General features: G+C 66.2%; 19 protein-coding genes. 10 read left to right on the forward strand and 9 right to left on the reverse strand.

Going from position 1 to position 21,287, the window contains the following annotated elements; genetic code table 11:
* Nucleotides 1-14: 14 nt before the first annotated feature.
* From DY201_RS21950 to DY201_RS21995, 10 genes are all read left to right on the forward strand, one after another.
* Complete coding sequence (locus tag DY201_RS21950) at nt 15-473, forward strand: cobalamin B12-binding domain-containing protein (RefSeq protein ID WP_115733924.1); 459 nt, start codon at nt 15-17, stop codon at nt 471-473.
* On the forward strand, nt 470-1,468 hold the full coding sequence (meaB, locus tag DY201_RS21955) for a methylmalonyl Co-A mutase-associated GTPase MeaB (RefSeq protein ID WP_115733055.1): 999 nt from the start codon (nt 470-472) through the stop codon (nt 1,466-1,468). The genes DY201_RS21950 and meaB overlap by 4 nt, the downstream gene beginning before the upstream one ends.
* The gene (locus tag DY201_RS21960) at nt 1,465-3,156 is read left to right on the forward strand and encodes a methylmalonyl-CoA mutase family protein (RefSeq protein WP_115733056.1); all 1,692 of its coding nucleotides are present in this window, start codon (nt 1,465-1,467) and stop codon (nt 3,154-3,156) included. Before meaB ends, DY201_RS21960 begins: the two co-directional genes overlap by 4 nt.
* A gap of 10 nt (nt 3,157-3,166) precedes the next feature.
* A complete protein-coding gene (locus tag DY201_RS21965; protein ID WP_115733057.1) occupies nt 3,167-3,916 on the forward strand; it encodes an enoyl-CoA hydratase/isomerase family protein in 750 nt (249 codons plus the stop codon).
* Between the two features lie 7 nt (nt 3,917-3,923).
* Nucleotides 3,924-5,549 carry an AMP-binding protein gene (locus DY201_RS21970; protein ID WP_115733058.1) on the forward strand — a complete coding sequence of 542 codons (1,626 nt, stop codon included), beginning with the start codon at nt 3,924-3,926 and terminating at the stop codon, nt 5,547-5,549.
* 16 nt (nt 5,550-5,565) lie between these two features.
* A complete protein-coding gene (locus DY201_RS21975; RefSeq protein WP_115733059.1) occupies nt 5,566-6,651 on the forward strand; it encodes an AraC family transcriptional regulator in 1,086 nt (361 codons plus the stop codon).
* Nucleotides 6,652-6,723: 72 nt separating this feature from the next.
* A complete protein-coding gene (locus DY201_RS21980; protein WP_115733060.1) occupies nt 6,724-7,491 on the forward strand; it encodes a 3-hydroxyacyl-CoA dehydrogenase in 768 nt (255 codons plus the stop codon).
* A gap of 22 nt (nt 7,492-7,513) precedes the next feature.
* Nucleotides 7,514-8,734, forward strand: a complete 1,221-nt coding sequence (locus DY201_RS21985; protein WP_115733925.1) for an acetyl-CoA C-acyltransferase — start codon at nt 7,514-7,516, stop codon at nt 8,732-8,734.
* Nucleotides 8,735-8,867: 133 nt separating this feature from the next.
* Nucleotides 8,868-9,989 carry a branched-chain amino acid ABC transporter substrate-binding protein gene (locus DY201_RS21990; RefSeq protein ID WP_115733061.1) on the forward strand — a complete coding sequence of 374 codons (1,122 nt, stop codon included), beginning with the start codon at nt 8,868-8,870 and terminating at the stop codon, nt 9,987-9,989.
* Nucleotides 9,990-10,130: 141 nt separating this feature from the next.
* Nucleotides 10,131-10,562, forward strand: a complete 432-nt coding sequence (locus DY201_RS21995) for a GNAT family N-acetyltransferase (protein ID WP_115733062.1) — start codon at nt 10,131-10,133, stop codon at nt 10,560-10,562.
* 68 nt (nt 10,563-10,630) lie between these two features.
* Here the strand turns inward: DY201_RS21995 and DY201_RS22000 are convergent, their stop codons facing one another.
* From DY201_RS22000 to murA, 9 genes are all read right to left on the reverse strand, one after another.
* On the reverse strand, nt 10,631-11,749 hold the full coding sequence (locus DY201_RS22000) for an anhydro-N-acetylmuramic acid kinase (RefSeq protein WP_115733063.1): 1,119 nt from the start codon (nt 11,747-11,749) through the stop codon (nt 10,631-10,633).
* A gap of 2 nt (nt 11,750-11,751) precedes the next feature.
* Complete coding sequence (locus DY201_RS22005; protein ID WP_115733064.1) at nt 11,752-12,765, reverse strand: serine hydrolase domain-containing protein; 1,014 nt, start codon at nt 12,763-12,765, stop codon at nt 11,752-11,754.
* Nucleotides 12,766-12,776: 11 nt separating this feature from the next.
* Nucleotides 12,777-14,525, reverse strand: coding sequence for an ABC transporter ATP-binding protein (locus tag DY201_RS22010; protein ID WP_115733926.1), 1,749 nt, complete (start codon nt 14,523-14,525; stop codon nt 12,777-12,779).
* 14 nt (nt 14,526-14,539) lie between these two features.
* On the reverse strand, nt 14,540-15,373 hold the full coding sequence (locus DY201_RS22015) for an ABC transporter permease (RefSeq protein ID WP_115733065.1): 834 nt from the start codon (nt 15,371-15,373) through the stop codon (nt 14,540-14,542).
* Nucleotides 15,373-16,332, reverse strand: coding sequence for an ABC transporter permease (locus DY201_RS22020; RefSeq protein ID WP_115733066.1), 960 nt, complete (start codon nt 16,330-16,332; stop codon nt 15,373-15,375). The genes DY201_RS22015 and DY201_RS22020 overlap by 1 nt, the downstream gene beginning before the upstream one ends.
* A 152-nt stretch (nt 16,333-16,484) precedes the next feature.
* On the reverse strand, nt 16,485-17,999 hold the full coding sequence (locus DY201_RS22025) for an ABC transporter substrate-binding protein (RefSeq protein WP_115733067.1): 1,515 nt from the start codon (nt 17,997-17,999) through the stop codon (nt 16,485-16,487).
* Nucleotides 18,000-18,065: 66 nt separating this feature from the next.
* On the reverse strand, nt 18,066-18,998 hold the full coding sequence (murQ, locus tag DY201_RS22030) for an N-acetylmuramic acid 6-phosphate etherase (protein WP_115733068.1): 933 nt from the start codon (nt 18,996-18,998) through the stop codon (nt 18,066-18,068).
* A gap of 114 nt (nt 18,999-19,112) precedes the next feature.
* A complete protein-coding gene (locus tag DY201_RS22035; protein ID WP_115733069.1) occupies nt 19,113-20,012 on the reverse strand; it encodes a glucosamine kinase nucleotide-binding domain-containing protein in 900 nt (299 codons plus the stop codon).
* A complete protein-coding gene (murA, locus tag DY201_RS22040) occupies nt 20,009-21,265 on the reverse strand; it encodes a UDP-N-acetylglucosamine 1-carboxyvinyltransferase (protein WP_115733070.1) in 1,257 nt (418 codons plus the stop codon). Before murA ends, DY201_RS22035 begins: the two co-directional genes overlap by 4 nt.
* Nucleotides 21,266-21,287 lie beyond the last annotated feature (22 nt).

Below are 21,287 nucleotides of genomic sequence, written 5' to 3' on the forward strand. Positions count from 1 at the left end.
CAGACATGACCGACATGAACAGCATCAGCCAGGGCGACGCCGCCCGGGCGGAGATCGACGTCAACGCGCCCGGCGCCATCCGGGTGCTTGTCGCCAAGCTCGGCCTGGACGGCCATGACCGGGGTGCCAAGGTGGTCGCCCGGATCCTGCGCGACGCCGGCATGGAGGTCGTCTACACCGGCCTCTACAAATCGCCCAAGGACGTGGTCAATGCCGCCATCCAGGAAGACGTCGACGTCATCGGCGTCAGCCTGCTGTCGGGCTCGCACCTGCCTTTGTTCCAGGAACTCGGCCGTTGCCTCCGGGAAAAGCAGGCCGAGCATATTTTCGTCGTCGCCGGCGGCGTCATTCCAGAGCATGACTACGCCGCTCTGTCGGAAAGCGGCGTCGACGCCATCGTGCCGCAGGAAGCCAGGGGCGACCTGATCGTCACGACGATCAGGAAGCTGATCGCCGAACGTGGCCTGAAATGACGGCGCTTGCCTCATCCCGGCCCGCCCGGCGAACGGCCTATGTGCCTTCGGCAGCACTCGTGCCCGAGGTGCTCAAGGGCAGCGTCCTGGCCGTCGCCCGGATGATCTCCCGGGCTGAAGCAGGATATGCCGAAGCAGCCGACGCCCTGGCCGAGATCTACAGGCACACCGGCAAGGCCCATGTGCTGGGCATCACCGGCGTTCCCGGCGCCGGCAAGTCGACGCTGGTCGCCGCCCTGATCAAGGCCTTTGCCGCAGACGGGCACAAGGTCGGCGTGGTTGCCGTCGATCCGAGCAGCCCGTTTTCCGGCGGCGCCATCCTCGGCGACCGGGTGCGGATGAGCGAGGCGGCGCAATCCTGCCAGGCCTTCGTCCGCAGCATGGCGACGCGCGGACATCTCGGCGGCCTGGCCCGCGCGACGCTTCAGGCCGTCGATGTGCTCGATGCCGCCGGCTATTCGCCGATCATCATCGAAACCGTCGGCGTCGGACAGGACGAGGTCGAAGTGGTCACTGCCGCGCATACCATCGTGGTGCTGTCGGCACCGGGGCTTGGCGACGACATCCAGGCGATCAAGGCCGGCATCCTCGAAATTGCCGACATCCACGCCGTCAGCAAGAGCGACAGGCCCGACGCATCGGCAACGGTCGCGGCACTGCGCGGCATGATGAGCCTCGGACCTGCAAGACCCGGATCGGGCTGGCAGACGCCTGTGCTGCCGGTCAGTTCGCTGTCGGGCGAACGGGTCGAGGAGCTTAAGGACGCCATATCAAGGCATTGGGACCATCTCAGGGACAGCGGCGAGTTGCACGAGCGCGAGCGCAGCATCGGCAGGATGCGGATACTGGGTACCGCCAGGCAGCTTTTCCAGGACAGGTTCAAACGCGACACAGGCGAACTCGAGGCCCACGTTCAGGCGGTGGTGAGCCGGACCATGGATCCGGCCGCCGCCGCCTGCCTTTTGCTGGGTTGGGACAATGAGGTGCTGGCATGAATCTGTTCTCAGCCGAGGCGATCGAGGACATCAGGGAAAAGCAGGCCGCGTGGGAAGCCAACGAACTCGCGGCGGCGCTGAAGGGCAGGCCCGAGGAAAAGGCGGCCTATGAGACGGAATGCGGCATTCCGCTGAAGCGGATCTACACCGCCGCCGACGTCGCCGGCATCCCGGCCAGCGATCTCGGATTTCCGGGCGCCTATCCCTTCACCCGCGGCGCCTATCCGACGATGTATCGCGGCCGCCCCTGGACCATCCGGCAGGTCGCCGGCTTCGGCAATCCCGAGGCGACCAACCAGCGCTACAAATACATGATCCAGACCGGCCAGACCGGGCTGTCGACCGACTTCGACCTGCCGACGCTGCTCGGTCTCGATTCGGACGATCCGATGGCCTTCGGCGAGGTCGGGCGCGTCGGCGTGGCGATCGACACGGTCGACGACGTCGACCGCCTCTTCGACGGCATCGACCTCGAAAAGATCTCGGTGTCGCTGACCATCAATCCCTCGGCCTGGGTGATCTACGCCATGTTCGTCGCGGTGGCGGAAAAGCGCGGCTACGACCTAACCAAGCTGACCGGCACGCTGCAGGCCGATCCGCTGAAGGAATATGTCGCCCAGAAGGAATGGATTTACCCGGTGCAGCCCGCCGTCAGGCTGCTGCGCGACCTGATCATGCACAGCGCCACGACGACGCCGAAGCTCAATCCGATCAGCCTCAGCGGCTACCATCTCTCCGATGTCGGCGGCAACGCGCTGCAGGAGATCGCCTTCATCATGGCCTTCACCATCGCCTATTGCGAGGAGGTCATCGCCGCCGGCATGGACATCGACGACTTCGCGCCCAGGCTGTCGTTCTTCTTCATCAGCCACCAGGATTTCTTCGAACAGATCTGCAAGTTCAGGGCGGCCCGGCGGGTCTACGCCAAGATCATGTCCGAGCAGTTCCACGCCCAGAAGCCGGAATCGATGCGCCTCAGGGTGCATGTGCAGACGGCGGCGATGAGCCTGACCAAGGTCGAGCACCACAACAACCTGATGCGCACGGCGATCCAGGCCCTGGGCGCGGTGCTCGGCGGCTGCCAGAGCATGCACACCAACGGCCTCGACGAGGCCTTCGCCATCCCGACCGAGGAGGCGATGAAGCTGGCGATCCGGACCCAGCAGATCATCCGCGACGAGATCAACGTGACGTCGGTGATCGATCCGCTCGGCGGCTCCTATTTCGTCGAGCGCCTGACGCGCGACATGGAGAACGAAATCTGGAAGGTGCTGGACGAGGTCAAGGAGCGGGGCGGCGCCATCAGGCTGGTCGAGGAAGGCTGGTTCCAGCAGAAGCTGGCCGACTCCGCCTACGCAACCTTCAAGAAGATCGACAGCGGCGAAAAGGTCTCGGTCGGCGTCAACCGGCATGTCGACGAAACCAGCGGTTCCGCCGAGGTCCACATCCATCCTTATGACGACCAGTGCACCCAGCTGCAGATCGACCGCCTCAACGCGGTGCGGACCGACAGGGACAACGGGCGGGTCAAGCAGTTGCTCGGCGAACTCGCCGAACAGGCCCTGTCAGACGACATCAACCTGCTGCCCAAGACGATAGAGCTGGTGAAGGCGCGTGCAACACTCGGCGAGATCTGCAGCGCGCTGAGGGACGTCTGGGGCTCCTACGCCGAGCCGATGATCGTATGAGGACCCCATCATGACCAGAACAGTCATTTCGACGGACGACGGCGCCATCAGCTGGATCAGGCTGAACCGGCCGGAACGGCTCAACGCCATGAATGGCGATCTCGTCAATGAGCTCTCGGCAGCGCTGGCAGCGGCCGAGACGAGGGCTGCCACCCGCGTCGTCATCCTGCACGGCGAAGGCCGCGCCTTCTGCTCCGGCGACGACCTGAAAGATCTCGACGCGCAGACCACTTCCGAGGCGGCGACGCAGGCCTGGGTCGAGTCCATCCAGGAGATCACGCTGCAGATCATGCAGTCGCGCAAGATCGTCATTGCCGCGGTGCATGGCTGGTGCGTCGGCGGCGCGCTGGAATGGGTGGTCAATTGCGACTTCCGGCTGTTTGCCGACACCACGCGCTGGTTCTTCCCCGAAGTCGGCTACGGCCTGTTCGTGACAGGCGGGGTGACGGCACTTCTGACCAAGCAGGTCGGGCCGCAGATCGCCAAGGAATTGATGATCCTCGGCGAACGTCACGATGCCGCCAAGGCGGTCGAGGTCGGCATCGCTTGGAAGCTGGTTGCCGAGACCGAGCTGCTCGAGGCGGCAAGAACGCTGGCGCTGGCGATCGCCGCCCGGCCCGAAGAGGCGGTCGCCGACATCAAGCACGCCATCAACGAAGGTTTCCACTCCTCGCTCGCCGCCGCCATGGCGCTCGAGACCAAGGCCACGGTCAGCGGCTTTCTCTCCGCCGAAGCGCAGGCCCGGGCAAAAAGGTTCTGAATGCGCCATGACACCAAGCGTCTCATCTCCCGCCTACATCCCCGGCAAAAGCGACGACGAGTTGGAGAACCGGGTGCTGCCGCGGATCCTGCTGCGCCAAGCCGAGCGCTTCGGCAGCAAGCCGTTCATCGACGTCTGCGGGCGCAGCGCAAGCTTCGAGGAGATGCTGCTGGTGTCGAGCCGGCTGGCGCGCGGCCTGCGCCAACTGGGCGTCAAGAGGTCGGACCGCGTGGCGATGCTGCTGCCCAACTGCTTCGAGCTCGTCGCGTTGTGGTTCGCGACATCGAGCCTGGGGGCGATCGAGGTGCCGACCAATCCCGGCCTGAAAGGCGACCTGCTCTGCCACAACCTGAACAATTCAGGCGCCGAGGTGCTGGTGACCGATGCCGGCGCGCTGGCGGAGCTCGCCAAGGTGCAGGACAGCCTGCCCAGCCTGCGGACGCTGATCCTCGTCGGCACCGACCCCACTGAGGCGCGGGCGGCGGGCATCAGGATCGACCGCATCGTCGCCTTCGACGACTGCATGGTACAGCAGCTGGGTTTCGACCTCGTCGACGTCCACTACGCCGACCCGATGGCGATCCTCTACACCTCCGGCACGACAGGCCCGGCCAAGGGGGCATTGATGTCGCACCATCATTGTTATGCCTGGGCGGCGGCTATGGCGGCCAACCTCGGCTACACCAGCGGCGACAGCTACTTCTCGGCCCTGCCTTTGTTTCACACCGATGCCCAGATGTTCGGCGTGCTGCTGCCTTTGATATACGGCACGAAAACGACGCTGGTCGAAAGCTTCAGGGCCTCGAGGTTCTGGGACCAGCTTCGCTCCAGCGGCGCAACCGCGACCAATCTGCTCGGTGCGATGGCCGTCATCCTGATGCGTGCCGCGCCATCGGACAACGACCGCAACAATCCGGTCCGGGTGTGCCAGTGCATTCCGATGGTGCCGGACCGGGAGGCCTTCGAACGCCGCTTCGACATGCGGCTCGTCACCGGCTACGGCCAGACCGAAACCAGCTTCGTCACCCTGGATACGGTGGACGAGACCCGTCCCGGGTCCTGCGGCCGGCCGCATCCGGACTGGCAGGTGGCGATCGTCGACGAGGCCGACAGGCCGCTGCCGCCCGGCAGCATAGGCGAGATCGTCTCGCGCCCGACTAAGAGCTGGAGCATGTTCTCGGGCTATTACCGCGCCGAGGCCAAGACGGTGCAGACGCTCCGGAACCTCTGGTACCACTCGGGCGACGCCGGCTATATGGACAAGGACGGCTGGCTCTATTTCAAGCATCGGCTGAACGAGGCGATCCGCCGCCGCGGCGAAAACATCTCCGCCTATGAGGTCGAGACGGTCGCCGAGAAGCATCCCGACATTCTGGAAAGTGCTGCTTTCGGGATTCCCTCCGAATTCACCGAAGAGGACATCATGGTCGTGGCCCTGCGGCGGGCCGGCTCGACCGTGGAGGCGGCCGACCTGCTCGACCATTTCAGGGAGCTCGCGCCCCGTCACATGGTGCCGCGCTACATCGAGATCACCGACACGCCGTTGCCGCGAACGCCGACGGAGAAGGTGGCGCGGAACACCTTGCGCCAGCGCGGCGTGGGGCCTGCCACTTTCGACCGGGGTGAGCGTTAGCGCGGGAGCAGATGCGGTGGAACGTCGGATGGTCGCCCCCTGTTTCGTCGACGATACGCTCGAATGCCTGCGCCGCCACGACGTTCCCATAGCGCCTCTGCTGGCGCAGCTGGGGCTGCCGCCCATCATCTCGGAACCGATCTCGGCGCGACAGTATGGCGCGCTCTGGCGGGCGGTGGCCGAGGCCATGGACGACGAGTTCTTCGGCGAAGGCGCGCGGCCGATGCGCTCGGGCAGCTTTGCCCTTTTGTGCCATGCGGTGCTGACGACAACGACGCTCGAGCATGCGCTGCGGCGCAGCCTGCGCTTCCTGCGTGTCGTGCTCGACGATCCGCATGGCGAACTGATCATCCGGGACGGACTGGCGGAGGTCACCCTGCGCGATGCCGGCCCGCTGCGCTCGGCCTTTGCCTACCGTACCTTCTGGATCATCGTGCACGGCCTGAACTGCTGGCTCGTCGGCCGGCGCCTGCCGATCCGCTGGGTCGATTTCAAATGCAGCGCGCCGCCGACCGGAACCGACTATCGCCTGTTCTTCGGCGCCCCGGTGCGCTTCGACCAGCCCGAGACGCGGCTGGTCTTCGACGCCGATTTCCTCAAGCTGCCCGTCATCCGCGACAGCAGCGCCCTGCGCGAATTCCTGCGCCAGGCACCGGCCAACATATTGGTGCGCTATCGCCATGACGATGGGCTTTCCGCTGGCATACGCGGACGCCTGCATGGCCTGGTTCCTTCGGCCTGGCCGAGCCTCGGCAACCTCGCCACCGGCATGCGCATACAGGAGCCGACCTTGCGCCGCCGGCTGCAGCAGGAAGGCCAGACCTATCGTTCGATCAAGGACGAGATGCGTCGCGCCTTGGCCATGGAAGCGCTGTTGAGCGGCGGACGGACGGTCGCCGACGTGGCCGCCGACATCGGCTTTTCCGAACCGAGTGCCTTCCATCGCGCCTTCCACAAATGGACAGGCAAGAGCCCGGCATCGTTTCGCCGGGAGGCCATCGTCATCGCCGACACAGAGGACGGTCCAGCCTCGAGCCCGCACGCGCCCTACGCGCAGGGTGCGGCGACCGGCAAACATTGCAAAATCGATCACCAAATCTGAGCGCGGCGGTCATCGCCGGTCCTCTTGCTTCGTAGCAACATGCCCGGGAGAACAACGCATCCGGGCCGAGCAATGCAGATCAAGGACAAGGTTTTTCTGGTGACCGGAGCAGGCTCGGGGCTGGGCGCGGCGGTTGCGCGAATGCTTGCCGACGAAGGTGCCAGCGTGCTCGCCATCGACATGAACACGGCCGCCGGAGAGAAGACCGTCGCGGGCCTGGGCAGCAAGGCGCGATTTCATCGCGCCGACGTCACCAGCGAAGCCGACGGCCTCGCCGCGGTGAGACATGCCGAGGAGATGTTCGGCGGCATCCACGGGCTGGTCAACTGCGCCGGCATCGCACCGGGCGAACGGGTCATCGGCCGCGACGCGCCGCATGGCCTCGACAGCTTCGCCCGGACCGTCGCCGTCAATCTCTTGGGCACCTTCAACATGTTGCGGCTGGCAGCCGGCGTGATGGTGAAGGGCGACGCCAACGCCGATGGCGAGCGCGGCATCATCGTCAACACCGCCTCGATCGCCGCTTTCGACGGCCAGATCGGCCAGGCCGCCTATGCCGCGTCGAAGGGCGGCGTCGTCGCGCTGACCTTGCCCGTCGCCCGCGAACTGGCCCGCCACGGCGTGCGCGTCGTCACCATCGCGCCGGGCATATTCGAGACGCCGATGATGGCAGCGATGCCGCAGGAGGTGCGGGACGCGCTCGGCGCCAGCGTACCGTTCCCGCCGCGCCTCGGCCGCCCCGCCGAATATGCCGGGCTGGTCCGGCACATCTGCCAGAACACCATGCTGAATGGCGAGGTCATCCGCCTCGACGGCGCGCTGCGCATGGCGCCGCGCTAAGCACTTTGAGGAGGAAGGCTGGGTGAACAGTCATGATCCGGTGGTCATAGCAGGGGCAGCGAGGACGCCTCTTGGCGCCTTCCAGGGAAGCCTGAAGGAGGTCCCCGCCGCACAGCTCGGCGCCGCGACCATCCGCGCCACCCTCGAACGGTCGGGGTTCGGCCGCGTCGACAAGGTGCTGATGGGCTGCGTCCTGGCCGCCGGCCAGGGCCAGGCGCCGGCACGCCAGGCAGCGCTTGCGGCCGGGCTGCCGCTCGATGTCGGCGCCACCACGGTCAACAAGATGTGCGGCTCCGGCATGATGTCGGCAATGCTGGCGCATGACCTCATCGCCGCTGGATCGGCCAGGACGATCGTCGCCGGCGGCATGGAAAGCATGTCGAACGCGCCTTACCTGCTCGACCGCGCCCGCTCCGGCTACCGCATCGGCCATCATCGCCTCGTCGACCACATGTATCTCGACGGGCTCGAGGACGCCTATGACAAGGGGCGCCTGATGGGCACGTTCGCCGAGGACTGTGCCGAGGCCTACGGCTTCACGCGCGATGCGCAGGACAGCTTCGCCCTGCAGTCGCTCGACAGGGCACGCCAGGCCGCGGCCGATGGGCGTTTTCGTGACGAGATCGTCCCGGTCACGACACCGGACGGCAAGGCAGAACGGCTGGTCGGCGACGACGAGCCGCCCGAAAAGGCCCGCCCCGACAGGATCGCCCTGCTGAAGCCGGCCTTCCGCGACGGCGGCACGGTGACGGCGGCCAATTCCTCGTCGATCTCGGATGGTGCCGCGGCTCTCGCGCTGATGCGCCGCTCGGCGGCGGACAGAGCCGGCCTCGCCCCTCTCGCAACAATTCGCGGGCACGTCACCCATGCCCAAGCGCCGCATCTCTTCACCTCGGCGCCGGTCGGCGCCATGCGCAAGCTTGGCGAGAAGATCGGCTGGCGTCTCGAGGACGTCGATCTTTTCGAGATCAACGAGGCCTTCGCCGTGGTGCCGATGGTCGCGATGGTCGCGATGGTCGCGATGGTCGCGATGGTCGCGATGGTCGAGCTCGACCTGCCGCGCGACAAGGTCAACGTCCATGGCGGCGCCTGCGCGCTCGGCCATCCGATCGGCGCCTCGGGGGCGCGCATCCTCGTCACGCTTGTAGCGGCGCTGCGCCAGCACGGGCTGCGGCGCGGCATCGCTTCGGTCTGCATCGGCGGCGGCGAGGCGACCGCGATGGCTGTGGAGCTGATGTCCTAGACGACCGCAAGGCGAAGGCCGCCGTTCAACAAGGGAACATCGGCGGCGGGTCCGGAACGGTCAGCCTTGCGCGAAACGTGGGCATCGCGGCAAGGCATCACGCAACGCCCACAATGCCAATGGGAGTCTCCACATGAAAAAATCGCTGTTGTCAGCAGTTGCCTTGACCGCGCTGGTCGCCTTTGGCGGCACGGCCTGGGCCGACATCGTCATCGGCGTCGCCGGCCCGATCACCGGACCCAACGCCGCCTTCGGCGCGCAGTTCCAGAAGGGTGCCGAACAGGCGGCCGCCGACATCAACGCCGCCGGCGGCGTGCTCGGCGAGCAGATCAGGATCCAGGTCGGCGACGACGTCTCCGACCCCAAGCAGGGCATTTCGGTGGCCAACAAATTCGTCGCCGACGGCGTCAAATATGTCGTCGGCCACTTCAATTCGGGCGTGTCGATCCCGGCCTCCGAGGTCTATGCCGAAAATGGCGTGCTCGAGATCTCGCCGGCTTCGACCAACCCGCAATATACCGAGCGCGGCCTGTGGAACACCTTCCGCACCTGCGGCCGCGACGATCAGCAAGGCAAGGTCGCCGGCGACTACATCGCCGCCAATTTCAAGGACGCCAAGATCGCGATGATCCACGACAAGAGCCCTTATGGCCAGGGGCTTGTCGACGTCGCCAAGGCGGTGCTCAACGGCAACGGCATCAACGAGGTGCTGTATGAAGGCATCAATATCGGCGACAAGGATTTCTCGGCCCTCATCGGCAAGCTGAAGCAGGCCGGCGTCAGCCTGATCTATTTCGGCGGCCTGCACACCGAGGCCGGCCTGATCATGCGCCAGTCGGCCGACCAGGGCCTGAAGGCCATCCTGTTCTCGGGCGACGGCATGGTGTCGAACGAGCTCGCTTCGATCGCCGGCGACGCCGTGGTCGGCACGCTCAACACCTTCTCGCCCGATCCGCGCAAGAATCCGGCGGCAAAGGATCTCGTCGAGAATTTCCGCGCCAAGGGTTTCGAGCCTGAGGCCTATACGCTGTACTCCTATGCCGCGGTCCAGATCATCGCCGCCGCCATAACCAAGACGGGCGCGGCCGACGACGCCCAGAAGGTCGCCGAGACGATGAGAGCGAACGGTCCCTGGACGACGGCGATCGGCGACATCGGCTACGACGCCAAGGGCGACATCACCCGTCCCGACTACGTCATCTATGAATGGAAGCGAGGCGACGACGGCAAGCCGACCTATGCCCAGAAGCAGTAGCGTCTGAGGGAGGGATGCCCGGCCCCACGGGGTCGGGCATCCCGCCGGCACTGGCGCACAGGATTATGTGCCTGTCAGGGGCCAATCGATGCGGCGCGGCCGAATTTTCCTGCTAGAAGGATCCGCCACCGGGTCCCCGAAATGAACCACACGATCACCGTCCTCGATAAGCCGTCTTCCGACGAGCTCGACATCAGCGGCGAACGCCTCGCCACCTTCAATTCAGGGGATGTCGGCCCGGCAGAAAAGCAAGCGCTGATCGTTGCCGTCCGCGACGAAACCGAAAAACTCCTTGGCGGAATCTCGGGCTACACCGCCTGGGGCTGGCTCTACATACAGTGGCTTTGGGTCGACGACAGCCTGCGCGGCCAGAACATGGCGTCACGCATGCTCGAGGCGGCCGAGGACGAGGCCACCCGGCGCGGCTGCCACGGGGCCTATATCGACACCTTCAACCCGACGGCGCTGAAGGTCTATCAGCGCCAGGGCTACAAGCCCTTCGGCGAGCTGGCAGATTTCCCCAAGGGGCGCACGCGGACCTTCCTGTCCAAGCCGCTCCAGCCGGCGGCCTGAACCGGCGGCAACTTGCTTGCCGCCCCGTCGATGGACTGGCTGCCTTGCAGGTCGCAGCCTGCAACCGGTCAGCCGGCGATGCGGCCGCCGGTCATCGGCTGAGGCACACCTGTCGTGCTCGGAAAACTGATCGGCATGCCGCGCAGGACACGTACGGCGAGGAAGGCAAAGCACTCGGCTTCCACCGCATCGCCGCGCCAGCCGATCGTGTCGGCAGAGACGGCATCGACGCCGGCGTGCTCGCGCAGCATCGCCATGAAGGTCGGGTTGTGGCGGCCGCCGCCCGAGACAAACAGCTTGTTCGGCCGCTGCGGCAGGAGGTCGAGCGCCTTGCCGACGCAGGACGCGCTGAAGGCGGTCAGGGTGGCGGCACCGTCCGCGTTGCTCAGCCCGTCGGCCATCCCTGCGGTGAAATCGAAGCGGTCGAGCGACTTGGGATAGGCAGCAGTGAGATAGGGGTGTTCGAGCAGGCGCGCGAGCCTCGCCTCGTCGACGCTGCCGGCGGCGGCGAGCGCCCCGCCCCGGTCCATCTCGCCCAGCCCCCGCGCCTTGACGAAGTCGTTGATCGGCGCGTTGGCCGGGCCGGTGTCGAAGGCGACGAGGTCGGACTTGCCGTCCCACCAGGTGACGTTGCCGACGCCGCCGAGATTGAGGATGGCGCTGTCGCCGCTTGCACCTGCCGTGCCAAGAAGTGCGGCGTGGTAGGCGGCGGCCAGCGGCGCGCCCTGCCCGCCGGCACGGATGTCGGCAGTGCGGAAATCATAGACCACCTTGGTGCCGAGGAGCGACTGCATCAGCGCGCCATCGCCGAGCTGGCGCGTCTCGCCCGGCAGGCCGCCCTTCTGCGGGCCGCGATGCAGCACGGTCTGGCCATGGAAGCCGATGACGCCGATGTCGCTCATCGCCATGCCGGCGCCCTCGACGACCTGGCGCACGGCAGCCGACTGGGCGCGGGTCAGGGCTTCTTCGGCGCTGGCGAAGATCGCAGGCTCCGGCCCCTCGAAGTTCCAGACCCGGGCTTCGGCCTGCGCCTGCTCCAGCATCGGCCGGACGGAGGCCTCGTAAGGCACGAGCGCGTAGGGACCGAAGGCCTCGATGCGCTCGCCGTCGGTCTTGAGCAGTGCGACGTCGATGTTGCCGTCGAGCACGGTTCCGGTCATCAGCCCGACCGACCAGATGGGTTGCATGTTCAAGCTCCTGTCATGATGTCGCCGACCTGGCGGCGCAGCTCTGTTATGCCGCTGTCGAAATGACGCGTCGGGTGGATACGGTTGGTGAGCAGCGTCCAGGCGCGGCCGGCGTCGAAATCGATCCAAAGGCCCGTGCCGGTAAATCCGGTATGGCCGATCGTGCCTGGGCTGCAGCGGTCGCCGCCGGACCAGCCGGCATAGGCATGCTCCCAACCATGCGTGCGCTTGTCCGAAAGCGGCGTGCGCATCAGCGCGATCGTGTCGGCAGAAGCGCCGCTGCCGTCGAGCAGGCCGTGCGCGAAAGCCAGAACCGAGGCGGCCGTGCCGAACAGTCCGGCATGCCCGGCGCCCTGCAGTGCTGCGCAATTGTCGTCATGGACCTCGCCTGACAGCACCCGGTGACGCCAGGTGCAGTCCTCGGTCGCTGCCGCCTGTTCCGGATCGGCCGAAAAGGCAAAGCCCTTGCCGGCGTCCATGCCGCGGATCCATGTGCCCGACAGGCGCTCCATGGCAAAGCCGAGCAGGATGAAGTTGATGTCGGAGTAGACAGGCGCATCGAGCTTTCGCCATTGGCGCTGCAGGATGAAGGTCCGCAGCAGATCCGGATCGCGGCCATAGCTGTAGATCGGCTCGACTGCCGGGAACGGCGTCTGGTGGCCGAGACACTGCCGGAAGGTGACCTGCCGCTCCCAGGCGTCGGCTTCGTACTGGCGCAGATCAGGCAGGACCGTCGTCAACGGCGCGTCGAGCTCGATGGTGCCCGCCTCGGCCAGCGCCAGGATGCGCGGCGTGGTAAAGATGACCTTGGTCAACGACGCCAGGTCGAACCAGGTCTCCTGCTGCATCGGGCGCTCGGACGGCACGCGCTGCGCATGGCCGATGGCGCGGGAGAACCGCTGGCCGTCCTTGTCGACGATGGCAAATACGCCGCCGGGAATCCGACCAGCGGCGACGGCCCGTTCGAGCGGGACAAATGCACGCTCGAAACGCTTGGCGATGTCGTGGCTGGCCATGTTCGCTTTCCTCAGGCCTCGGCGCGGACCTTGTGATCTGCGCCGTATTGCATCCATGTCGCGGCAGGCGGCTCGTAGCCGACCGGGCGCACCAGCGACGGCACCTGGCGGGTGTCGATCTCGAAATGCTGCTTGCGGCGGTCGATGGTGGGCACGGCAGCGATCAGCTTCCTGGTGTAGGGGTGCTGAGGGTCGGACAGCACCGATTTCGCATCGCCGATCTCGACGATCTGCCCGGCATACATCACCGCGACACGATGCGCGATGCGCTCGACCACTGCCATGTCGTGCGAGATGAACAGATAAGCGAGACCGTATTCGTGCTGTAGGTCGACCAACAGCTCGAGCACGCGGGCCTGGACCGAGACGTCGAGCGCCGATACCGCCTCGTCGAGCACCACGACCGACGGATTGAGCATCAGCGCGCGCGCAATGCACAGGCGCTGGCGCTGGCCGCCGGAGAACTGGTGCGGATAACGGGCAAGGCTGTCCTCGGGCAGGCCGACGCGTTTGAGCAGCGCTGCCATCCTGTCGCGAACCTTGACGTCGATGGGCGCGCCGGTGGCGATTACCGGCTCGGCCAGGAGTTGCTCGACATTGAGACGCGGATTGAGCGAGGCATAGGGGTTCTGGAACACCATCTGCACCGGCAGCCGGCTCTGACCAGGTCGCGCCGCCTGGGCTTCCACCGAAAACGCCCCGCGCGTCGGAGAGACGAGGCCGAGTACGGCGCGTGCCGTGGTCGACTTGCCCGAGCCGCTTTCGCCGACGATCGCCAGCGTTTCGCCCGGCATCAGGTCGAAGGCGACGCCGTCGACGGCATGCACCGCGCCTACCGACTTGCTGAACCAGCCGCCCTTCAGCGGATAGCGCACGACGAGATCGTCGACCTCGAGCTTCGGCCTGGGCAGCGGCGCTGCCGCGCGCGCTCCGTCGGTTCTCACAGCCACGCCACTGGAGAAGTGCGGCACCGCATGCAGCAGATGCTGGGTGTAGGGGTGCTGCGGCTCGTCGAGGATCTGGCTCAGCTCGCCCTGCTCGACGACCCTGCCGTCCTGCATCACCACCACACGGTCGGCGATGCCGGCGACGAGGCCGATGTCGTGGCTGATGAAGATCATCGACATGCCGGTTTCGCGCTTGAGCTCGGCCAGCAGTGCCATGATCTGCGCCTGGACTGTGACGTCGAGAGCGGTCGTCGGCTCGTCGGCGATCAAAAGGCGTGGATTGCAGGCGAGCGCCATGGCGATCATCACACGCTGAAGCATGCCGCCCGACAGTTCGTTCGGCGTCGCCTTGAGCCGCCGTTCGGCATCGGGAATACGCACCCGCTCGAGTGCGTCGCGCGCAGCCGTGCGTGCCTGCGCGCCGGTCAGGCCACGATGCAGGCGGAACGATTCCTCAATCTGGGCACCGATGGTCAGCACCGGATTGAGCGAGGTCATCGGCTCCTGGAAGATCACGCCGATCTCGGCGCCGCGAATGCCGGTCAGCTGCTGCTTGCCGGCGCTGGTGACGTCAAGCACGCTGCCGTCGGCACGCAGCAGTTCGATCTTGCCGCTGGTGATGCGGCCGCCGGCATAGTCGATCAGGCGGTTGCTCGACAGTGCGGTGACCGACTTGCCCGAGCCGCTCTCGCCGACGATCGCCAGCACCTCGCCGACGCCGAGGTCGAAGCTCACGCCATGCACGACTTCCTTGGCGCTGTCCGCCGGGCCGAAGCTGACATGCAGATCGCGGACCGAAAGGATCGGCTTCATTTCCGATGCCATCGTCACGCCCTCCTCGTCTTGGGGTCGAGGATGTCGCGCAGCGCATCGCCCAGAAGGTTGAAGCCAAGGATCGATAGCATGATGGCAACGGCCGGGAAGGCCAGCAGCCACGGCGCCTGCTCCATCAGGTTGCGTGCATCGCTCAGCATCAGGCCGAGCGACGAGGCCGGCGGCTGGGTGCCGAGGCCGAGGAAGCTCAGGCCGGCCTCGGTCAGCAGCGCCCAGGCCAGCGCCAGCGTGACCTGCACGGTGAGCGGCGCCACCAGGTTGAGCAGCAGGTGCCGGGTCAGGATATAGGTGCGGCTCGAGCCGAAGGTGCGGGCGGCATCGACGAAATCGCGGGCCTTGAGCGACAGCGCCGGGCCGCGCACGACACGGGTGAAGATCGGCGTGTAGACGATGCTGATGGCAGCGACGCTGGTCCAGGTGCCGGGGCCGATGATGGTGACGATCAGCAGCGCCAGAAGGATCGCCGGGAAGGCCAGCAGCACGTCCATGAAGCGCATCAGCAGCGTGTCCCAGCGGCCGCCGGACCAGGCGGCGGTGAGGCCCAGCACGGTGCCGGCGAGCGTCGCAAGTGCGACGGAGAAGAACGCCACGGTGAAGGACTGGCCGATGCCCTTCATCAGGCGGCTCATCACGTCGCGGCCGAACAGGTCTGTGCCCATCCAGTAGGACGACGTCGGCGCATGCAGGCGGTCGATGCGGTACTGCATCAGCGGGTAGTGCGGAGTCAGGCCCGCAGCGCCAGCCAAGGCGACGACCAGGTAGACCAGCACGATGGCGCCGCCGATACGGCCGCTGGGATGCGAAAATATGGCCTTCACGACACGCATCAACGGCCCTCCAGGCGAATACGGGGGTCGAGCGCGGCATAAGCCAGGTCGACGAGCAGATTGACGATCATGAAGTTGAGGGCAATGAACAGCACGGCCCCCTGCACCAGCGCATAGTCGCGCTGCAGGATGGCTTCGAGCACCATGCGGCCGAGGCCGGGCAGCGCATAGATCTGTTCGACGATGACGGCGCCGCCGAGCAGATAGCCGAACTCGATGCCGCTCAGCGTGACGACCGGCACCAGCGCGTTGGGCAAGGCATGGCGCCAGATGACGCTGCGCTCGGAAGCGCCCTTGCTGCGCGCGGTGCGGACATAGTCGTCGCTCAACACGTCGAGCATCGCCGAGCGGGTGACGCGGGTGACCGAAGACGCAAAGGCACAGCCGAGCGTGATCGCCGGCAGGATCATCTGGCCGAGATTCTGCAACGGGTCCTGCCAGAACGGAGTGAACGCCCCCATTGTCGGCAGCACGCCGAAGCCGGCCGACAGGATGTAGATGATGACGAGGCCGACGACGAAGCTCGGCGTCGACTGGCCGATCATGGCGGCGATGCGGACGCCGAGATCGGCGGGACGTTCGTTGCGGGTGGCAGCGAAGACGCCGGCCGGCACGCCGATCGACAGCGCGATCAGCATGGCCAGAAGCGCCAGTTCAAGCGTCAGCGGAAAGCGTTCGAGGATGACCGATAGCACCGGCTTGCCATAGGTCACCGATATGCCGAGATCGCCGCTGAACAGGCCGGTGAACCAGCGCCAGTACTGGACCGGCCAAGGTTGGTCGATGCCGAAATAGATGGCCAGCGAATCCCGCTGCTGCGGCGTCAGAAGTCCGGCCTCGGTGCCCAGCATGGCGGTGATGGAATCGCCCGGCACCAGCCGGATGGCGATGAAGACGATGATCGAGACGCCGATCAGCACCAGGGGGAAGGCCCGCAGGCGACGTATCACGTAACTCATGGCGTAAGGACCATCTGGAGTTGGGGAGCCGTTGCGGTTCCCGGGCTAAACCGGCAAAGGCCGATCGGGATTCAAGGGCGGTCGCCATCGGCTCAACGGCGACCGCCTTTGGGCGGCGACAGGGAGATGCCCGCCGCCCAAAACGCCTGCTGCTACTGGATGGTGACCTTGCCGAGGCTGACCAGCGAGCCGGTCGGCATCGGCACGAAGCCTTGCACGTTCTTCTGCTGGGCGGTGTAGCCATAGCCGGTGTAGAGCCAGATCCACGGCGCCTTTTCGGCAAGCTGCTTGTCGAACTCGGCGAAGATTGCCTTGCGCTTTTCCGGATCGGTCTCGGCGCGGCCGTCCTGCAGCAGCTTGTCGAGCGTGTCGTCGGCGAAGTTGGAAACCTTCTGCAGGTTGCCGTTCTTGGTCCAGTAGCGGTTGTACATGGTGTAGGGGTCGGGACGGCCGCCATTCAGCGCCACCGCCATGTCGAAGTCGCCCTTCAGCCAGGTGTCGACATAGACGTTGAGCTCCATCATCTTGATGTCGAGCTTGACGCCGATCTCGGCCAGCTGCGACTGCAGCACCTGGGCCTCGGCGGCAGCCGTCGGCGGCTCGCCGGTGGCAGCGATCACGGTGGCGCTGAAGCCATCGGCAAAACCGGCATCTGCCATCAGCTTCTTCGCCTTCTCGACGTCCTGCTTGTAGCAGAACAGCGAATTCGGATCGGAAGCGAAGAATGGTGCGGTAATCGGCCCGGTCACCTGGCCTTCGCCGAGGGATGCCGTGTCGAGCACCGCCTTGCGGTCGACGGCGCAGGAGATCGCCTGGCGCACGGCAAGCTCGTTCATCGGCTTGCGCGCCGGGTTGAGCTGCAGCACGTGGTAGGCGAGCAGAGGCGCACGGTTGAGCTGGAGCTTCGGCTCGTTGGGCACCAGCGTCGCAATCAGCGGATCGTTGAGCAGTGCGAAGTCGATCTGGCCGGTGCGCATGGCAGCGAGGATCGCGGTTTCGTCGGGCAATACGCTGATCTCGATGCCGTCGACGCCGGTCGCACCGCCGGCCCAGTCCTTGTTGGAAACAAGTGCGGCCTTGGAGTTGGGATCCCACTTCTCAAGCTTGAACGGACCCGAGCCGACAGCCTTCGTGCCTATGCTGCCGGCCGCGATCTCGCTTGCCGGGACGATCGACGAATTGGTGTCGGTCATGGCGGTCAGGATCGGCGCGTCGGGCTGCTTCAGCTTGAACACGACGGTGCCTGCATCGGTCGCCTCGATGCTCTCGATGGAGAGATAGTTGGCGCGGTTGGCGGCACCGGTCTTCTCGTCGAGGATACGCTCGAACGATGCCTTGACGTCGGCCGAGGTCACGGCTGCACCGTTCTGGAACTTGGCCTTGGGGTCGAGCTTGAAGGTCAGTTGCTTGCCGTCGTCCGCGAATTCCCAGGACGTCGCGATGCCGGGGATGATCTTGAGATCGGCGTCGAGGCGCACGAGCGGCTCATAGATCAACTCGAGCAGGCGCAGCGACGAAAACGCGGTCTGCTTGTGCGGGTCGAGGCCGGTGGCGTCCTGCGCCCAGGCCATGCGCAGGTTCGCTGCATCGGCATGGCCGGCGACGGCCGAAAGACCGATCATCACGGCCGTCGTCGCGCCAAGGAAATATCTGAACTTGCTAGTCATTTCATCCTCCCTGTTACTCTTTCGCCGGCGGCTGGAATGGCCGCCCGGATCACTCAGTTGCCCGGATCACATGGATGCCTGCTTCGCATCCTGGATTGCTTGCCGCAAGAAGCCTTTGGAATCGTCCAGCGCTGATCGCGCCGCGGCAGGCTCCATCCCCGTCATGACGATGAGGATTGCCAGCTTCACGTCGTTGTCGGTCTGGGCGAGCGCAGTTTGCGCCTCTTCCAGCGTGCATTCGGCTGCCTGCATGACGATGCGGGCGGCACGCGCCACGAGCTTCTTGTTCGAGGCCTTCAGGTCGACCATCAGGTTTTCATAGGTCTTGCCGATGCCGATCATGCTGGCGGTGGTCAGCATGTTGAGCACCAGCTTTTCGGCCGTTCCCGATTTCATCCGCGTCGAACCGGTCAGCGCCTCGGGGCCGACAACGGGCGAAATGGCGATGTCGGCGATTTCAGCGATCGCCGACTGCGGGTTGCAGGACAAAGCCACCGCGGTGGCGCCGACTTTCTTTGCATAATTCAGGCCGCCAATGACATAGGGCGTGCGGCCGCTCGCCGCGATCCCGACGACGACGTCCTTGGATGTCAGTTCGATGTCGGCCAGCGCCTCGGCGCCCTTGGTCTGGCTGTCCTCGGCCCCTTCGGTTGCCTTCAGCAGCGCGCTGTAGCCGCCGGCAATGAGGCCGACCACCATGGTCGCAGGCACGCTGAAAGTCGGCGGACACTCGGAGGCATCGAGCACGCCGATGCGGCCGCTGGTGCCGGCGCCCATATAGATCAGGCGCCCGCCCTGCCGGAAGGCTGCGATGGTGCGGTCAACGGCAGCGGCGATCTCTGAAATCACATTCTCGACCGCATGGGCGACAAGCTTGTCTTCGTCGTTGATTTTCCTGAGGACGTCGATGGTCGGCAAGAGGTCGATGTCCATGGTGCGCGGGTTGCGCTCCTCGGAAACCAATCGCCCCAGTTCCGAAATCAAGGCTTGTTCTGACACTTGTCGCCACCTGCCCGGTTCTCAAAATGCAAGAGCCTCCGGAGCCGGTTCTCCTAGGCTTTCATTAACTTTCTAGAATGACATATTCCTATTGTCAACAAATTTTGGAATGGATTATTCCTTGGCAATGAAGGTCCGGTCGAGCTGTCGGGCCAGGATGATCGCCCCCGATACGGCGTCGCCATCCGCCGGTTTGAGGCGACGGCGAACATCGGGCGCAAGCCAGGGTTCCAGCGGGCTGGCCAGACCGCCGAGCAGGGTGACGCGCGGCGCGCCCTTGTCGAACAGGGTGCGCACGATGGTGTCGATCTGCTCTGCCGCCGCCTGCACGATGCGGCGTCCGGCGGCGTCCCCCTGGTCGGCATGGCGCATGACGGTGGGCGCAAGTGCTGCGTAGTCGGTGGCGGTTGCCCGGTCCATCCAGGCCACAGCTTCCATCGGATCGTTGTGGAAGCGCTGCATGACCTCGCTGAGAAGGGCCGAGCGATCATGCCGGCCGTCATTGGCGCGGAGTGCGAGTTGCACCACCTTCAGGCCGAGATCGGCGCCACTGCCCTCATCCGAGATCGGAAAGCCGTAGCCGCCGACCCTGAGGTCCCGTCCCTCGACGAAACCCAGCCCGATCGAACCGGTGCCGGCAATGACGATGGCGCCGTCCTTGCCCGAATGGGCGCCAAGGCAGGCACCCATGCCGTCGCTGGTGAAGCCGATGGTGGCGAAGGGGTGTTCCAGCGCCAGCAGCGCCTCCAGCGCCCCCTTGCGGCCAATGCCGGCAAGGCCGATGCCGGCAAAGGTGCGCGCCAGTTCCGCAGCGCCGAAGCCGGCCTCCTCGACCGCCGCGCCATAGGCGCGGGCGATCGACGCCCAGGCGATATCGATGCCGAGCCGCGTCGTCGCCGGACCGGAGAGGCCCTGGCCAAGCACGTCGCCGGCCTCGTCGACGATGCGGGCGCGGCAACCGGTGCCGCCGCCATCGACGCCGAGATAGAAACGGGGGGTCGCGACCGAGCTCATCCGGGTAGCCGCTCGATTGTCGCTCCGCACATCTGGAGCTTGCGATCGAGGCTCTCATAGCCCCGGTCGAGGTGGTAGACGCGATTGACGATGCTCTCGCCCTCGGCGACCAGGGCTGCGAGCACCAGCGACACCGACGCCCGGAGATCGGTGGCCATGACCTGCGCCCCGCGCAGCGGGGTGCCACCGCGTACCAGCGCCGTCGTGCCCTGCAAGGTGATGTTGGCGCCGAGGCGAGCCAGTTCGGGCACATGCATGAAGCGGTTCTCGAACACCGTCTCGCGCAACAGCGACGCGCCCGGCGCGCAGCACATCAACGCCATGAACTGGGCCTGGAGATCGGTCGGAAAGCCCGGATATGGCTCCGTGGTGACATCGACCGCCGTCAACGGACCTTCGCGCGACACGATCAGCCCGCGGTCGCCCGGCCAGACGCTGACACCCGCCGCCTCCAGCACCTGCACGACCGATGCCATATGCTCGAGCCGCGCATTGGTCAGCTCGAGCTGGCCGCCTGTAATCGCTGCGGCAATCGCATAGGTTCCCGCCTCGATACGGTCGGGGATGGTGTGATGGCTGGCCGCGCGCCAGGACGTGCCGCCCTGGACGAGAATGCGGTGCGTGCCTGCCCCTTCGATGTTTGCGCCCATGGCGCCGAGGCAGGCGGCGAGGTCCATCACTTCGGGCTCACGGGCGGCGTTGACGATCTCGGTCTCGCCCCGTGCCGCAGTTGCCGCCATCATCGCCGTCTCCGTCGCGCCCACCGAAGGCGAGCCGAGCACGATGCGTGCGCCAGTCAGCCCCTGCGGCGCGGCGGCAACGATCGAGCCGCCGCGAATGCCGATGTCGGCGCCCAACTGGCCGAGCGCCTTGATGTGCATGTCGACGGGCCGTGCGCCGATGGCGCAGCCGCCGGGCAGCGACACCTCGGCCCTGCCGAAACGGGCAAGCAGCGGCCCCAGCACCAGCACAGTGGCGCGCATCTTGCGCACCGTGTCGTAGCTGGTTTCCCGCGACGAGGCCTTGCTCGCGTCGACATGGACGGAGCGGCCCTGGCGGCTGATTTCGGCGCCATGCTGGGTGATGACGCCGAGCATGTTCTCGACGTCGCTCACCGCAGGCAGGTTCGTCAGGTGGAGCGGTTCCGGGCTAAGCAGCGAGGCCGCGATCTGCGGCAAGGCCGCATTCTTGGCGCCTGAAATGGCGACCGCGCCCTGCAGCCTTTGCCCGCCGACGATGCGCAACTTGTCCATATCAAAGAATCCGTTCAGCAGC

The sequence above is a fragment of the Aminobacter aminovorans genome, from assembly GCF_900445235.1.
GTDB lineage: Bacteria > Pseudomonadota > Alphaproteobacteria > Rhizobiales > Rhizobiaceae > Aminobacter > Aminobacter aminovorans.

What these genes read in the sequence shown, in the direction of transcription:
- DY201_RS21950 (WP_115733924.1), top strand. Translation starts at nt 15, where the DNA reads ATGAACAGCATCAGCCAGGGCGACGCCGCCCGGGCGGAGATCGACGTC.
- meaB (WP_115733055.1), top strand. Translation starts at nt 470, where the DNA reads ATGACGGCGCTTGCCTCATCCCGGCCCGCCCGGCGAACGGCCTATGTG.
- DY201_RS21960 (WP_115733056.1), top strand. Translation starts at nt 1,465, where the DNA reads ATGAATCTGTTCTCAGCCGAGGCGATCGAGGACATCAGGGAAAAGCAG.
- DY201_RS21965 (WP_115733057.1), top strand. Translation starts at nt 3,167, where the DNA reads ATGACCAGAACAGTCATTTCGACGGACGACGGCGCCATCAGCTGGATC.
- DY201_RS21970 (WP_115733058.1), top strand. Translation starts at nt 3,924, where the DNA reads ATGACACCAAGCGTCTCATCTCCCGCCTACATCCCCGGCAAAAGCGAC.
- DY201_RS21980 (WP_115733060.1), top strand. Translation starts at nt 6,724, where the DNA reads ATGCAGATCAAGGACAAGGTTTTTCTGGTGACCGGAGCAGGCTCGGGG.
- DY201_RS21990 (WP_115733061.1), top strand. Translation starts at nt 8,868, where the DNA reads ATGAAAAAATCGCTGTTGTCAGCAGTTGCCTTGACCGCGCTGGTCGCC.
- DY201_RS21995 (WP_115733062.1), top strand. Translation starts at nt 10,131, where the DNA reads ATGAACCACACGATCACCGTCCTCGATAAGCCGTCTTCCGACGAGCTC.
- DY201_RS22000 (WP_115733063.1), bottom strand. Translation starts at nt 11,749, where the DNA reads ATGCAACCCATCTGGTCGGTCGGGCTGATGACCGGAACCGTGCTCGAC.
- DY201_RS22005 (WP_115733064.1), bottom strand. Translation starts at nt 12,765, where the DNA reads ATGGCCAGCCACGACATCGCCAAGCGTTTCGAGCGTGCATTTGTCCCG.
- DY201_RS22010 (WP_115733926.1), bottom strand. Translation starts at nt 14,525, where the DNA reads ATGAAGCCGATCCTTTCGGTCCGCGATCTGCATGTCAGCTTCGGCCCG.
- DY201_RS22015 (WP_115733065.1), bottom strand. Translation starts at nt 15,373, where the DNA reads ATGCGTGTCGTGAAGGCCATATTTTCGCATCCCAGCGGCCGTATCGGC.
- DY201_RS22020 (WP_115733066.1), bottom strand. Translation starts at nt 16,332, where the DNA reads ATGAGTTACGTGATACGTCGCCTGCGGGCCTTCCCCCTGGTGCTGATC.
- DY201_RS22025 (WP_115733067.1), bottom strand. Translation starts at nt 17,999, where the DNA reads ATGACTAGCAAGTTCAGATATTTCCTTGGCGCGACGACGGCCGTGATG.
- DY201_RS22035 (WP_115733069.1), bottom strand. Translation starts at nt 20,012, where the DNA reads ATGAGCTCGGTCGCGACCCCCCGTTTCTATCTCGGCGTCGATGGCGGC.
- murA (WP_115733070.1), bottom strand. Translation starts at nt 21,265, where the DNA reads ATGGACAAGTTGCGCATCGTCGGCGGGCAAAGGCTGCAGGGCGCGGTC.